The sequence below is a fragment of the Roseospira marina genome (assembly GCF_014197855.1).
In the GTDB taxonomy this organism is placed as follows: Bacteria; Pseudomonadota; Alphaproteobacteria; order Rhodospirillales; family Rhodospirillaceae; genus Rhodospira; species Rhodospira marina.
Genome location: NZ_JACIGJ010000003.1, coordinates 207,618 through 221,739, shown reverse-complemented (window position 1 = coordinate 221,739; position 14,122 = coordinate 207,618). Strand labels below are relative to the sequence as shown.

The 14,122-nt window shown below is 68.4% G+C and carries 10 protein-coding genes; 7 read left to right on the top strand and 3 right to left on the bottom strand.

What is annotated here, in order from left to right; all coding sequences use genetic code 11:
- The first annotated feature begins 106 nt into the window (after positions 1 to 106).
- On the top strand, positions 107 to 2,158 hold the full coding sequence (locus GGD82_RS05395; protein WP_170284235.1) for a tetratricopeptide repeat-containing sulfotransferase family protein: 2,052 nt from the start codon (positions 107 to 109) through the stop codon (positions 2,156 to 2,158).
- Positions 2,159 to 2,170: 12 nt separating this feature from the next.
- Here GGD82_RS05395 and GGD82_RS05390 read toward each other — a convergent pair whose 3' ends face one another.
- On the bottom strand, positions 2,171 to 3,202 hold the full coding sequence (locus GGD82_RS05390; protein WP_150061874.1) for a glycosyltransferase family 2 protein: 1,032 nt from the start codon (positions 3,200 to 3,202) through the stop codon (positions 2,171 to 2,173).
- Between the two features lie 146 nt (positions 3,203 to 3,348).
- Between GGD82_RS05390 and GGD82_RS05385 the strand changes: the two genes are divergently transcribed.
- Positions 3,349 to 3,987 carry an SOUL family heme-binding protein gene (locus tag GGD82_RS05385; protein ID WP_170284236.1) on the top strand — a complete coding sequence of 213 codons (639 nt, stop codon included), beginning with the start codon at positions 3,349 to 3,351 and terminating at the stop codon, positions 3,985 to 3,987.
- Between the two features lie 20 nt (positions 3,988 to 4,007).
- On the opposite strand, the gene GGD82_RS05380 is transcribed toward GGD82_RS05385, so the two are convergent.
- A complete protein-coding gene (locus GGD82_RS05380; protein ID WP_150061875.1) occupies positions 4,008 to 4,946 on the bottom strand; it encodes an alpha-E domain-containing protein in 939 nt (312 codons plus the stop codon).
- Positions 4,947 to 4,950: 4 nt separating this feature from the next.
- On the bottom strand, positions 4,951 to 6,378 hold the full coding sequence (locus tag GGD82_RS05375) for a circularly permuted type 2 ATP-grasp protein (protein WP_150061876.1): 1,428 nt from the start codon (positions 6,376 to 6,378) through the stop codon (positions 4,951 to 4,953).
- Between the two features lie 281 nt (positions 6,379 to 6,659).
- Here GGD82_RS05375 and holA point away from each other — a divergent pair, with 281 nt between their 5' ends.
- The 5 genes from holA (at position 6,660) to GGD82_RS05350 (ending at position 13,950) form a co-directional block, all read left to right on the top strand.
- Positions 6,660 to 7,697 (top strand): DNA polymerase III subunit delta, encoded by a 1,038-nt coding sequence (gene holA / locus GGD82_RS05370; RefSeq protein WP_150061877.1) that lies wholly within the window; start codon positions 6,660 to 6,662, stop codon positions 7,695 to 7,697.
- 117 nt (positions 7,698 to 7,814) lie between these two features.
- Positions 7,815 to 8,324 (top strand): Lrp/AsnC family transcriptional regulator, encoded by a 510-nt coding sequence (locus GGD82_RS05365; RefSeq protein WP_150061878.1) that lies wholly within the window; start codon positions 7,815 to 7,817, stop codon positions 8,322 to 8,324.
- A 116-nt stretch (positions 8,325 to 8,440) separates the two neighbouring features.
- Complete coding sequence (locus tag GGD82_RS05360) at positions 8,441 to 9,925, top strand: NAD-dependent succinate-semialdehyde dehydrogenase (RefSeq protein ID WP_150061879.1); 1,485 nt, start codon at positions 8,441 to 8,443, stop codon at positions 9,923 to 9,925.
- A gap of 179 nt (positions 9,926 to 10,104) precedes the next feature.
- On the top strand, positions 10,105 to 11,481 hold the full coding sequence (locus tag GGD82_RS05355) for an aspartate aminotransferase family protein (RefSeq protein WP_150061880.1): 1,377 nt from the start codon (positions 10,105 to 10,107) through the stop codon (positions 11,479 to 11,481).
- A gap of 402 nt (positions 11,482 to 11,883) precedes the next feature.
- A complete protein-coding gene (locus tag GGD82_RS05350) occupies positions 11,884 to 13,950 on the top strand; it encodes a PhoX family protein (protein WP_150061881.1) in 2,067 nt (688 codons plus the stop codon).
- The last annotated feature ends 172 nt before the right edge of the window (positions 13,951 to 14,122 follow it).

Here is a 14,122-nt window from a genome sequence, read left to right as displayed (position 1 = left end):
GCGAGGCCGTTCGGGCCGCACCGGTTCGGAAAAGGGGTTGCGGCGGTGGCCGGAACCCCTTTTTCATGGCGGTCCAATGGACCCGGGCAAAAAGGCGGGAGAGGGAATGAGCAAGAAGTCGAAGGCGCCGCCGCCGAAGAGCGCCGCGGGTCGCACAACCGGTCCGTCCTCGGGTGGCACGCTGGCGCATCTGGTGCCGGGCGCGCGCCCGGCGGTCGGCGTTCGTGGCGGGGCCAAAGCCGCACCGCCGACCGGGAACCCGCGCGCGCTCGCCGCCGAGGGGCATCGCCACCTGTCCAAGGGGGACGTGCGCGGGGCCGAGCGTCGGTTCCGCGAGGCGCTGTCGCTGGACGACCGCTGTGCGCCGGCGCTGGCTGGCCTTGGCATGGTGGCCGGGCAGGCGGGCCATCTGGAGCCGGCGGCGCGTCTGTTCCTGCAAGCCGCCACCGTTGAACCGAACCAGCCCGACCATGGCGTGAATGCGGGCAGCGCGCTCTGGCGGCTCGGTCAGCGGGACACGGCCCTGGGCGTGTTCGCCGAGACGGCGAAACGGGCCCCGCGCTTCGGCCGCGCACGGGTTGCCTATGGCACAGCGCTTATGGAAGCGGGTCGGTTCGACGATGCCGAGGCGGAAGCCCGCGCCGCGCGGGCGCTCGACCGGCGCGATGCGGCGGCTCTCAGCCTGTTGGGGCGTGTTCTGACCCGGGCGGGGCGTCCGTCGGAGGCGATCGCCCCGTTGGAGGCCGTCGCCGCGCGCGCCAAAAACGATCCCGGTGCGGCCAATGACCTCGCCATGGCGCTGTCCGCCGCCGGGCGCCGCGAGGAGGCCATCGCCGTCTGGCAAAAGGCCACCGAACGCGCGGGCACCGGGCCGGGGGCTGTGGAACTGGGCGTCAATCTGGCCGGTGCGCTGCTGGCCGAACAGCGCGCGGACGCCGCCGAGACGGTCCTGCGCGACCTGCTGGCCCGTGTGCCCGATCACATCGGGGCGCGCCTGACGCTGGGCGACGCCTTGCAGCGCCAAGGCCGCTTCGATGCGGCGCGCGCCGCGTTCTCCGCCGTGCTGGAGCGCGAGCCGGGCAACGTCGGCGCGCTGCGCGGGCTCGCCAAGTCGGGCACCGTGGCGGCGGGCGATCCGATGCTGGAGGCGCTGCGGACGGCGGCCGCCGAGCCGGACCAGCCCGAAAGCGCGCGCATCGAGATTCTGTTCGCGCTCGGCAAGGGACTGGATGATGCCGGAGCCGATCCGGCAGCGGTCTTCGGGGCGCTGGCGGAGGCCAACGCCCGGCAGGGCGCGGGGCGTCCCGACGATATCCCCGCCCGAACCGCGCTGGTCGACCGGTCGATCGACGTCTTCACGCCCGATTTGTTTGAGTCGCTTGCGGCGCTGGGAAACCCCAGCGAGCGGCCGGTCTTCATCGTCGGCATGCCGCGCTCGGGAACGTCGCTGGTCGAACAGATGATCGCCAGCCACCCGGCGGCCGTCGGCGCGGGGGAACTCGGGGTGATGCCGAATGTGGAGCGTACGCTGCGCGAGGGGCTGGGCGGCGGCTACCCCGCCGGGCTGGCCAACGTTCCCGGGCCGCAGCTGGCGGATGGGGCCGCCCGCGTGCTGGCGGAGCTCGACGCGGCGGCCCAGCGGGCCGGCAAGCCCGAGGCTCTGCGCGTGACCGACAAGCTGCCGGACAACGCCATGCGGCTTGGCTTGATCGCCCTGTTGTTTCCGCGCGCGCGGGTGATCGTCTGCCGGCGCGACCCGATGGACACCGGCCTGTCGTTGTTCCAACAGAACTTCTCAGACGGCATTCCCTACGCCAACGGGCTGGAGACCATCGGCGCCGCCATGGTGCAGCACGACCGGCTGATGGCCCATTGGCGGGCCGTGCTGCCGCTGTGGACGCTGACCGTGGATTACGAGACGCTGGTCACCGACCTGGAGGGTGAGGGCCGGCGCATGATCGATTTCCTCGGCCTGCCCTGGGACGACGCCGTGCTGCGCTTCCACGAGACGGAACGCGCGGTCTACACCGCCAGCAAATGGCAGGTGCGCCAGCCGGTGTTCACACACTCGGTCGGGCGCTGGCGCCGCTACGCCAAGCAGCTTGAGCCGCTGCGGGCGGTGTTGGACGAGAACGGTCTGCTTGATCGGGGGGTGTGAGGCTGGCGTGTTTTAACCGTCGTGCCGGGTGTCGTCCCGTGCGTCGGCGCCCGGCGGGGTGGTGCGCACGAGGTACGGGTCCTGGCCGGCGATGCGGGCATGCGTGTCGGACAGCAGCTCCAGCACGAACCCAAACCCCAGCAAGGTCATGGCCGCCAACCCGGCGCCCATGGAGATGTAGAAGAACGGCCGCTCCGTCATCGGGTTGCCGAACAGCACCCGGTCCACGCCGATCCACAGGAACGCCGCGATGCAGATCGCGAGCGTCATCAGGCTGATGCGGCCGAACAGGTAGATCGGCCGCGCCTTGAAACTGGCCTGGAACCACAGCATCAGAATATCGAACAGCACATCCACCGTGCGACCGATGCCGTACTTACTCGTGCCGGCGAAGCGGGCGTCCGCGTGTACGTCCACCTCGCCGATGGAGCCGCCCATCAGGTGGACCAGTGCCGGTAGCAAGCGGTGCTGGCCGGCGCGCAGCCGCAGCTTGCGCGCCACGTCGCCGCGCAGGCACTTGAACCCGCCCATGTCGCGGGCCGGGCAGCCGGTGGTCGCGCGCAGCATGGCGTTGGCCGCCCGACTGGGCAGCAGGCGCAGCACGGCGCTTTCCGGGCGGTTGGTGCGGCGACCGGAGACGAGGTCGAAGCCCTTGCGCGCCTCCGCCACCATCCGGGGAATATCCTCCGGCCGGTTCTGGAGATCCGCGTCCATCACCACCACATACTCCCCACGCGCGACCCGGAAGCCGGCGGACAGGGCGGCCCACTGGCCGGTGTTGCGGGTCAGGAAGAACGGACGCAGGCGGGGTTCGTCCCGGGCCAGCGCGGCGAGATGCGCGTTGGTATCGTCGGTCGAGCCGTCGCTGACCGCTACGATCTCCCAGGGGGCGCCCATGCCGTCCAGTGCCGCCGAGGTCCGGCGGTGGAACTCGGCCACGCAGTCGGCCTCGTTGAACATGGGCACGACGATGGAGACGGCGGGTGTCGGTGTGACCGGGGGCGAGGCCAGGGGTGTGGCGGCAGGAGCGGACGGATCGGTCATGACGGTGGAGCGGACCTTGCGGCGAAAGGGAGTCGGAGCGGCGCCGCGCCTATATAGACCGCGCACTGCGGCGGATCCAGCGCCGCGCCGCCCGCGTACAGATCCCGCCGGCCCGTGTTCAGGCAACAACGATCGGGAGAGTCCTTATGGGCGTGTGTTCCGTGTTCGGCATTCGAGATCGCATTGAAGAACCGGCGTTCACCGTCGAGCAGCGGTTGGACCAAGCCACCGCCATCCGACGCTATCCGCCACGGTTGGCAGTGGAGGCCCGCCTGCCCGGCGGGGATGGTCCGATGACCCGGGGGCGGGCCTTCCGGATCCTGTTCGACTACATCGCGGGGAACAATACGTCGGGCGACCGGGTCGCGATGACGGCGCCGGTGGAAAGCCAGGGGGGGCGCGATGGCAGCGCCATTCCGATGACGGTGCCGGTGGAATCCGCCGGGTCGCCGAAAGGCGGATCCACCAAGGACGGCTATGCGATGCGGTTCTTCCTACCGGCTTCGTTTACGCCGGAGACCGCGCCGCAGCCGCGCGATCCGCGCGTGACCCTGGTCGAGATCCCGGAGGCGCTGGTGGCGGTTCGGCGCTTCACAGGGCTGCGCGGCGGCACGATGGTGCGCCGACAGGCCGGCTTTCTGCACCGGAGTCTGAGCGGCACGCCGTGGGCGCCGCAGGGGCCCGCCGTCGGGTGGTTCTACGATCCGCCTTCGACGCTGCCCTTCCTGCGCCGCAACGAGGTCGCGGTGCCGGTGGCGCGGGTAGAGGCGCCCGTGGCAGCCTGACGGACGCCGCTTAAAGGACCTTAGTCGGCCGGAACAAACAGGAAGGCGCGGGCGATCTCGTTGGAGATCTGGCCGTTGCGGGTGACGAAGTCGGTCAGGAAGCGGTGCAGGCCGCGCCGGGTGACGTCCTGCGGCCGGTCATAGCGCAACCGGGCGTACATCTGGCCCGCCATGCGGGTGCATTCCGCCTCAGCGCGCAGGGTCTCCAGGATGGGCACCATCTGCGCGTAGCAGGCGTGCAGGGCACGCGGAAACTCCCGGCGCAGCACCAGCAGGTCCACGACCTGACGCGGCTTGATGCTGTCGCGATAGATCATACGGTAGGCCTTGAACGCGCTCAGCGCCCGCAGCAGCGCGCCCCACTGGTAGTAGTCCACGGCCTCGTCGGCCTTGTCCTCGTCCGGCACCAGGACATGATATTTCACATCAAGCAGCCGCGCGGTATTGTCGGCGCGTTCGATCATCATGCCAAGTTTTGTAAAGTAATAGGCGTCGGTGGTCAGCATGGTTCCTCCCACGACGCCCGAAAAGACCTGACTTCGCAGCTTGACCCAGTCAAAGAACTCGCGGTAGCCCCATTCGACCAGCCGCGAATACTGGATGTCCTGCATCTCCAGCCAAGTGGTGTTGATGGATTCGAACACCTCGTTGGGCAGGACGTTGCGTTCGGCGCGGGCGTTCTCGCGGGCAGCCCGCACGATGCTGTGGATCGAGGACGGGTTGTCCGGGTCCAGCGCCATGTAGGCGATGACGTGGCCGGCATTGATGCCGGCGTACTTGCGCTCGTAGTCCTCATGTTGGCCCGAGATGACCAGCGCCGGCAGCCACTCCCGCGAGGCGTCTTCGCCCCCCGGCAATTGCGACATCCGGTGGCTGACGTCGAGGATCCGGGCCATGTTCTCGGACCGCTCCACAAGGCGCGCCATCCAGTACAGGTTTTCGGCGGTTCGGCTCAGCATCGCATCAGCGCTCCAGCACCCAGGTGTCCTTGGTGCCCCCGCCCTGCGATGAGTTCACCACCAGCGAGCCCTCGCGAAGGGCCACACGGGTCAGGCCGCCGGGCACCACGGTGGTCTTCTCGCCGGTCAGCACGAACGGCCGCAGGTCCACATGGCGCGGCGCGATGCCCTGATCGACGAAGGTGGGGCAGGTGGACAGCGCCAGCGTCGGCTGCGCGATGAAGTTGCCCGGATCGGCGAGAATGCGCTCGCGGTAGGCGCTGATCTCCTGCGTGGTCGACTTCGGCCCGACCAGCATGCCGTAGCCGCCGGAGCCGTGGACCTCCTTGACCACCAGTTCGGCCAGATGCTCCAGCACGTACGTGCGATGGTCCTCGCGTTTCAGGAACCACGTCTCGACGTTGGCCAGGATCGGCTCCTCGCCCAGGTAAAAGCGGATCATGTCCGGGACGTGGTGATAGATCGCCTTGTCGTCGGCGATGCCGGTGCCGATGGCGTTGGCGAGGGTCACCCGGCCCTTGCGGTAGGCCTCGAACAGGCCGGGCACGCCCAACGCGCTGTCGGGGCGGAAGGCTTTCGGGTCCAGGAAATCGTCGTCGATGCGGCGGTAGATCACATCGACCCGGCGCGGTCCCTCGATGGTGCGCATGTAGACCGCGTCGTCCTCGACGAACAGGTCCTGGCCCTGCACCAACTCCACGCCCATCTCGTCGGCGAGGAAGGCATGCTCGAAGTAGGCGCTGTTGAACTGTCCCGGGGTGAGCAGGACGACGGTGGGCTCCTCGTCGCGGCCTGCCGGAGCGACGTAGCGCAGATTGCGCAGAAGCTCCTGCGGGTAGTGATTCACCGGGGCGATGGGGTAGGTGTCGAACAGGTCCGGGAACAGGCGCATCATGATTTCCCGGTCTTCCAGCATGTAGGACACGCCGGATGGGGTGCGCAGGTTGTCCTCCAGGACGTGGAACGCGTTCTCGCCGGTGCGCACCACGTCGATGCCGCCGATGTGGACGTACACCCCACCCGGGGGTGTGAAGCCCTTCATCTCCTCGCGGAACAGGTCGTTGGCCAGAACCAGATCCGTCGGGACCTTGCCGGCGCGCAGGATCTCCTGGTCATGGTAGACATCGTGGATGAACCGGTTCAGGGCGTCGATGCGCTGGCAGACGCCCCGGGACAGCATCTTCCACTCGTCGCGGCTGATGATGCGCGGGATGACGTCGAACGGAATCAGGCGTTCGCCGCCGGAGGCCTCGCCGTAGACCGCGAAGGTGATCCCGATGCGCCGGAACAGCATGTCGGCCTGCGCATGCCGACGCGACAGCAGATCCTCCGGCATCTTTTTAAGCCACTTGGAATAGGTCTGGTAGGGTGCGCGGACCTTGTTCGCGGTCTTTTGCATTTCATCGAATGCCGCCGGTGCCTTCGGCCCCATTCCGCCAGCCCTCCCGTTCCCTGTTCGTTTTCGCCCACGCAAAACCGTGGACGTTCCGTGCGCCCGAAGCTCCCGTATCGAGCGCGCGGAATGCGTCGCCGCATCGCAAAAAGGCTGCACCAGTGATTACGGGGCCGTCAATTGGAAATGGGTGCCTTGAAAGCAGGCACACGATCCGACCGGAGGGTCAGCTCCGGCTTTCTCGAACGGCGGTCGTCTGCTAGGCCTTCTGTCCGCGTCCAGGCCGGTGTGATTCGGCCGGCAGGAATTGAGGGAGCCCGATGAAACTGAAGCCCGCGGCCGTCGCCGCCTTCGTCAAGCGGCCGGATCCGGCCGTCCGGGCCGTTCTGGTGTACGGGCCGGACCGTGGGCTGGCGCGCGAGCGCGTGGACGCCCTGACGCGGACGGTGGTGGCGGATATCGCCGATCCCTTTCGTGTAACCGAACTGCCGGGCGCGCGCCTGGGCGACGATCCGGCGCGTCTGGCCGACGAGGCGGCGTCGCAGTCGCTGATGGGCGGCCGCCGGGTGCTGCGCATCATGGACGCGACGGACGGTCTAGCCCGCGCCATGGAGGCGTTTCTGGACGATCCGGCCGGGGATTCGCTGGTGCTTGTCCTGGCCGGCGATCTGGGGCCGCGCTCCAGCCTGCGTAAGCTGTTCGAGCAGGCGGATGCGGCCGCGGCGATCCCGTGCTATGCGGACGATGGGCGGGCACTGGAAGACGTCATTCACGAGACTCTGGCGCCACACCGCATGACGGCGGGGCGCGATGCCATGGCTTTTCTGCTCGGCCATCTGGGCGGGGACCGGCTGCTGACCCGTGCGGAGTTGGAAAAGCTCATCACCCACAAGGGCGAGCCGGGGGAGATTTCCCTGGCGGAGGCGGTCGCCTGCGTCGGCGACAGCGCGGCGCTTGGCATGGACGATCTGGCGATGGCGGTCGCGGACGGCGATGATACGCAGGCCCAGCGTGTCCTTGACCGGCTGCTGCGCAGCGGAACCGGTCCCATTCCGGTGCTGCGCGGGGTCTCGCGGCACTTTCAGCGTCTGCATCTGGCGGTGGGGGCGGTGGCCAGCGGGCGCTCGCCGGATCAGGCGGTGTCGTCCTTGCGTCCGCCGCCGATCTTCAAGCACAAGGACCGCATTCTCGCGCAGGTCCGCCGCTGGGACGGCGCCCGGTTGGGGCAGGCGCTCGATCTGCTGCTGGAGGCGGAGGCCGACTGCAAGAGCTTCGGTCCGCCGCCGGAGGTGGTGTGCGCCCGTGTGCTGCTGCGCCTGGCTCAGGGCGCGCGCATGACCGGCGGGCGGTCGCGGTAGCGAACGGGGCATTTCGCGCGCATCGTTATTGTCTATGGCCGGGGTTCGGCTTCATATAAGCGGTGACATATCGGCGGGGCGGCGGCGTGACCCGCTCGTAGGGCGGCATCGGAGCGCATGAAAACCAACGGCGTGAAACTGGACGAGCGCGACCTTCGGATCATTGAGATTCTGCAACGGGAAGGCCGCCTGTCGAAATCGGAACTGGCGCGCCGCGTTCACCTGTCGTCCACGCCCTGCTGGGAGCGCCTGCGCCATCTGGAGGACGCCGGCATCATCGAGGGCTACGAAGCCCGGGTGTCGCTGAAGGCGTTCGGCCCTCTGACCCAGGTGGTCGTGACGGTGGAGTTGGAAAGCCACTTGCCGGCCGACTTCGCGCGGTTCGAGCGCGCGATCCAGGATCACCCCGAAATCCACGAGTGCGATTCCCTGGGGGGCGGCATCGACTACATCCTGAAGGTGCTGGCGCGCGATTTGGAATCCTATCAGGCCTTCATGGACCAGCTTCTGTCGGCCGGTCTGGGCATCCGGCGGTACTTTACCTATGTGGTGACCAAGCCGGTCAAACGGAGCCCGCCGCCGGTCACCCGGCTGACCGGACCCGAGGGACGGAAAATCTCTCCCTGAACGCCCCCTCCGACAGGGGTTTCTTCCTTCGCGGCGTGGCTCTTCAGAACCACTTTCAGCGCGCGGCCCCCTATTCTCGGGGTCTGCCGTTCACCGCCACACAATGGGAGAAGGCCATGTCGCGCCCTGCCGTTCGCACGTCCGCACCGTCGGCACCCCTGACCGACCCCGCGCTGTTCCGTGCCCAGGCCTACATCGGCGGCACATGGCGCGATAGCGCGTCGGGCCGCGTGGTCGAGGTGGCCAACCCGGCCGACGGAACCATCGTCAACACCGTGCCCGCCCTGACGGCCGATGAGAGCCTTGAGGCCGTCAATGCCGCCCACCGGGCCTTTCCGGACTGGGCGCATACGCTGGGCTGGGAGCGGTCGCGTATTCTGCGGCGCTGGTTCGAGCTGATGGCCGCCGCCCGCGAGGATTTGGCGATCATCATGACTCTGGAACAGGGCAAGCCCCTGTCCGAAAGCCGGGGTGAGATCGACTACGCCGCCTCGTTCGTGGAGTTCTTTGCCGAGGAGGCCAAACGCCCGAACATCGAGGGCGTGACCAGCCACCTGCCCGACGCCGAGGTCGAGGTCTGGCGCGAGCCGGTGGGCGTGGCCGCGCTGGTCACCCCGTGGAACTTCCCCTGCGCCATGATCACCCGCAAGGCCGCCGCCGCCATGGCCGCCGGCTGCCCGGTCGTGGTGCATCCGTCGCGCGAGACCCCGTTCTCCGCCTTGGCGCTGGCCGAACTGGCCGATCGCGCGGGTGTGCCGCCGGGCGTATTCAACGTGGTGACCGGGCGGTCGTCCGAGGTCGTGCCGCCGTGGATGGCGGAACCGCGTGTGCGCGCCCTGTCGTTCACCGGCTCCACCGAGGTGGGCAAACTGCTCTACCGCCAGTCCGCCGATACCGTAAAGCGCATGGTGATGGAACTGGGTGGGCATGCCCCCCTGATCGTGTTCGGGGATGCCACCTTCGACGAGGCGGTGGCCGAGAGCATCAAGGCGAAGTTCGCGACCTCCGGCCAGGACTGTCTCGCGGCCAACCGCTTGTTTATCGAGCGTCCCATCTACGACGCCTTTTGCGAGGCCTTCGCCAAGGCGACGGCAGCCATGAGCGTCGGACCAGGGATGGATGATCCGGACATCGGACCGCTGATGAACGAGGCCGCGGTCAAGAAACAGGAAGAGCACGTGGCCGATGCCCTGGAAAAAGGCGCGCGGCTGCTGTGCGGCGGCAAGCGGCACAGCGCCGGTCCGCTGTTCTTTGAGCCGACCGTGCTGGTGGATGTGCCGCCCGACGCGCTGATCTGGCGCGAGGAGACGTTCGGGCCGGTGGCGGCCCTGGCGCCGTTCGACGACGAGGACGAGGTCCTGCGCCGCGCCAACGACAGCGAGGCGGGCCTTGTCGCCTACCTGCACACCAACGACCCACGTCGGATCTATCGCGCCAGCCGGGCTTTGCGTTATGGCATGGTGGCGGTCAACCGGACCAAGGTGACCGGGGCTCCGATCCCCTTCGGGGGCTACAAGCAGTCCGGCATCGGGCGCGAGGGCGCTCGGCTGGGCATGGAGGCCTACACCGAGGTCAAATACGTGTGTCGGGATTGGGCGTGACCGCTCGGTCCGCGTCCCGCGCAGGCTTTGGACCGCCGAGGCGGGCGACGGCGCATCCGCGAGGCCCCTACCGGGCTCGCTCGCGCCGGCCCGCCCTGTGACGCCCCAGCGGCGCCGTCGCCCTCCGGCGCGACGGACCGCGGCGGTCCCTGTGTCGATCTGAAAGGAAATAGAGTGCTATGCTGACCAATGATCAACTGACGGCGTGGGACCGGGAGTACTTCATGCACCCCTCCACCCATCTGGGCCAGTTCGCCCGGGGGGAGGCCGCGAACCGCATCATCACGGGCGGGTCCGGGGTGTTCATCGAGGACCGGGATGGGACCTCCCTGCTGGACGCCTTCGCCGGGCTCTACTGTGTGAACGTGGGCTATGGCCGCTCCGAGGTGGCGGACGCCATCGCCGAGCAGGCGAAGACGCTGGCCTACTATCACGCCTACGTCGGGCATGGCACCGAGGCGTCGATCACCCTGTCGCAGATGATCCTGGAGCGTGCCCCCGAGGGCATGAGCAAGGTCTACTACGGCCTGAGCGGCTCCGACGCCAACGAGACCAACGTCAAGCTGGTCTGGTACTACAACAACGTGCTCGGCCGCCCGCAGAAGAAGAAGATCATCTCGCGGTGGCGCGGCTACCATGGCTCGGGCCTGATGACGGGCTCGCTGACCGGTCTGGCCGCGTTCCAGGCGCAGTTCGACCTGCCGCTGCCCTACGTCAAGCACACCGAGGCGCCGTACTACTTCCGCCGTCCCGAGGCCGGCATGAGCGAGGCCGAGTTCTCCAAGTGGTGCGCCGGCAAGCTGGAAGAGCTGATCCTGGCCGAGGGTCCGGATACCGTGGCCGCCTTCATCGGCGAGCCGGCGCTCGGCACGGGCGGTCTGGTGCCGCCGCCGGAGGGCTACTGGGAGGCCATCCAGGAGGTGCTGGCGAAGTACGACATCCTGCTGATCGCCGACGAGGTCGTGACCGGCTTTGGCCGCCTGGGTTCCATGTTCGGCTCGACCCACTACGGTCTGAAGCCGGACATCATCACGATCGCCAAGGGCCTGACGTCGGCTTACGCGCCGCTGTCCGGCTCCATCGTGTCCGATAAGGTGTTCGAGGTGTTGATGCAAGGCACCGATACCCACGGTTCGTTCGGTCACGGCTGGACCTACTCCGCGCACCCGATCGGCGCCGCTGCCGGTGTCGCCAACCTGAAGCTGATCGACGAACTGGCTCTCGTGGACAATGCGGCCAGCGTCGGGTCCTACCTCAAGCAGGGCCTGACGGCCGCGCTGGGCAAGCACCCGAACGTGGGCGAGGTGCGCGGCGAGGGCCTGATGTGTGCCGTGGAACTGGTCGAGGACCGGGGCAACACCACCTTCTTCGACGCCGACAAGAAGGTGGGGGCGAATGTTGTGGCCTCCATGCTGAAGCAGGGTGTGATCGCACGCGCCATGCCGCAGGGTGACATCATCGGTATCGCCCCGCCGCTCTGCCTGACCAAAAGTGAGGCGGACACCATCATCGAGGCCGTCCGCACGGGCGTCGAGGAGGTGATCGGCCTCGGCTGAGATCCCGCCTGACGGGCGAAAACGACGGAGTGCCGGTCCGCTCCCGTGGGTGGGCCGGCCCGGATGAACGGCGTCCTCCGTATGGAGGGCGCCGTTTGCGTTTGGACGCCACTGCGGCTCGGACAACGTAATGCAAATAAGAGTGACTTGCAAATAATCGTCACCGAACTGTGATTTGTGACTGACCCGGTATTGGCGAACACTGCGCCGGCCCGGCCTTGTGCTTTTTGCGCGAGGTCAGGCGTCCGGGTGTTTGCAAGATAGCGCCGGGCGGCGGGGTCCCCTGCGCGTTCCGACGGTGTCGAGGCTTCGGGCCTCCCCTGGGGGCGGGGACGCCGGCTGTTCGCGGGCGGTCTTGGGGCGCCCCCTTTGTCGCAACGAGCCCCCCAACGGAGAGTTTCGATGACCCAAGACCTGACCTGGAGCCAGCGCCTTGATGCGGCCGACGACGTCGTCCTGAACCCGTCGACCGCGCGGCCCTTTGGGTCCATCCTGGCGCAGCGCCTGGGCGCCATCGGCACCCCGGCCGGCCTGACCGCCTCGACTGCGCTGGGCGGCGCCGGCGCCATCGTGGCCGCCAGCCTGTTCAGCGGCAAGACGCTGAGCCGTCGTGGCCTGATGAAGGGCGCCGCCGCGTCCGCCGCCCTGGCCACCAGCGCCGGGGCCATGGCGACCGTCGCGACCGCCACGCCGGCCCGCGCCGCCGAGGGCGGCAGCTCCCTGACCTTCCCGGCGCTGCCGCAGGTCTACGACGCCAACAGCCATGTGGCGGACGGCTACGAGATCCAGACCCTGATCCGTTGGGGCGATCCGGTCGTGGCCGGCGCGCCGGACTTCGATCCGGCCAACCAGTCGGCCGAGGCGCAGTCGCAGCAGTTCGGCTACAACAACGACTTCGTGGCCTTCATGCCGCTGCCGCGGGGCTCCAAGACCGGGGATCACGGCCTGCTGTGCGTGAACCACGAGTACACCAACCCGCACCTTATGTTCCCCGGCCTTGCCGACGGCGAGATCGACAAGCTGACCAGGGATCAGGTCGATATCGAGATGGCCGCCCACGGCCACGCCGTCATCGAGATCAAGCGCGAGGGCAACACCTGGAGCGTGGTCAAGGACAGCCCGCTGAACCGCCGCATCACCGCGCTGGCGACCGAGTTCGAGATCACCGGCCCCGCCGCCGGCTCCGACCGCCTGAAGACCAGCGCCGATTCCACCGGCACCAAGGTCATCGGCACCTGCAACAACTGCGCGGGCGGCAAGACCCCCTGGGGCACCATCCTGTTCGCCGAGGAGAACTTCCACGGCTACTTCATGGGCGACGTCGAGAAAACCGCCGAGGCCGAGAACTACAAGCGTCTGGGCGTGGGTGGCGGCAGCTACGCCTGGGGCACGTTCCACGACCGCTTCAACGTCGAGAAGGAGCCCAACGAGGCCAATCGCTTCGGCTGGATGGTCGAATACGACCCGTACGACCCGAACTCCGTGCCCAAGAAGCGCACCACCCTGGGTCGCTTCAAGCACGAGGGGGCGACCACCGTCCTCGACAAGAACGGCCATGTCGTCGTCTACGCGGGTGACGACCAGCGGTTCGAGTACGTCTACCGCTTCGTGACCGCGGGCACCTACAACCCGGACGACCGCGCCGCCAACATGGACCTGCTCGACGAGGGCACGCTGTCCGTGGCGCGCTTCAACGAGGACGGCACGCTCGACTGGCTGCCGCTGGTCCACGGCGAGGGCGAATTGACGGCCAAGAACGGCTTCAACAGCCAGGCTGATGTGATGATCGACGCCCGCAAGGCCGCCGACCTGATGGGCGCCACCCCGATGGACCGCCCGGAAGACGTCGAGCCGAACCCGGTCAACGGTATCATCTACGCCGCCATGACCAACAACACCAAGCGCAAGGCCGATCAGGTCAACGCACCCAACAGCCGCGCCATCAACCGCCACGGCCATGTGGTCGAGATGATCCCGCCCGGCACGGCTGCGGACGGTGACGGCGCCAACGCCGATCACACCGCCGACCAGTACACCTGGGATATCTTCCTGCTGGCCGGCGATCCGTCCAAGCCGGAGGACGGCGCCCAGTACGGCGGCGATGTCGGCCCGGACGGCTGGCTGTCCTGCCCGGACAACGTGGCCTTCGACAGCAAGGGTCGTATCTGGATCGCCACCGACGGCGGGCCGAAGAGCGGCATCGCGGACGGTGTCTGGGCGGCCGACGTGTCGGGCCCAGGCCGGGCGCTGACCCGTCGCTTCTACGCCTGCCCGCAGGGCGCGGAGCTGTGCGGTCCGGAATTCACGCCCGATGACGCCGCCTACTTTGCCGCTGTACAGCACCCGGCCGACGAGGCGGGCAGCACCTTCGACAATCCGTCGACGCGCTGGCCGGACTTCGACGATGCCATGCCGCCGCGCCCGTCGGTTCAGGTGATCGTGAAGACCGGCGGCGGCGCCATCGGCTGATCCGACGGACCAAATCGCTCCGATCCCCCGGTCATCGCATCGGGTAAGGGGCCGGTTGGAGGGAACTCCGGCCGGCCTCTGGTCGTTTCGCCGCTCTCTTCGGCCCGGTGCCCACTCTCGGAGCAGGGGTGACAACGGGATGGGGAAATCCTACTCTGATACCCGGACACTT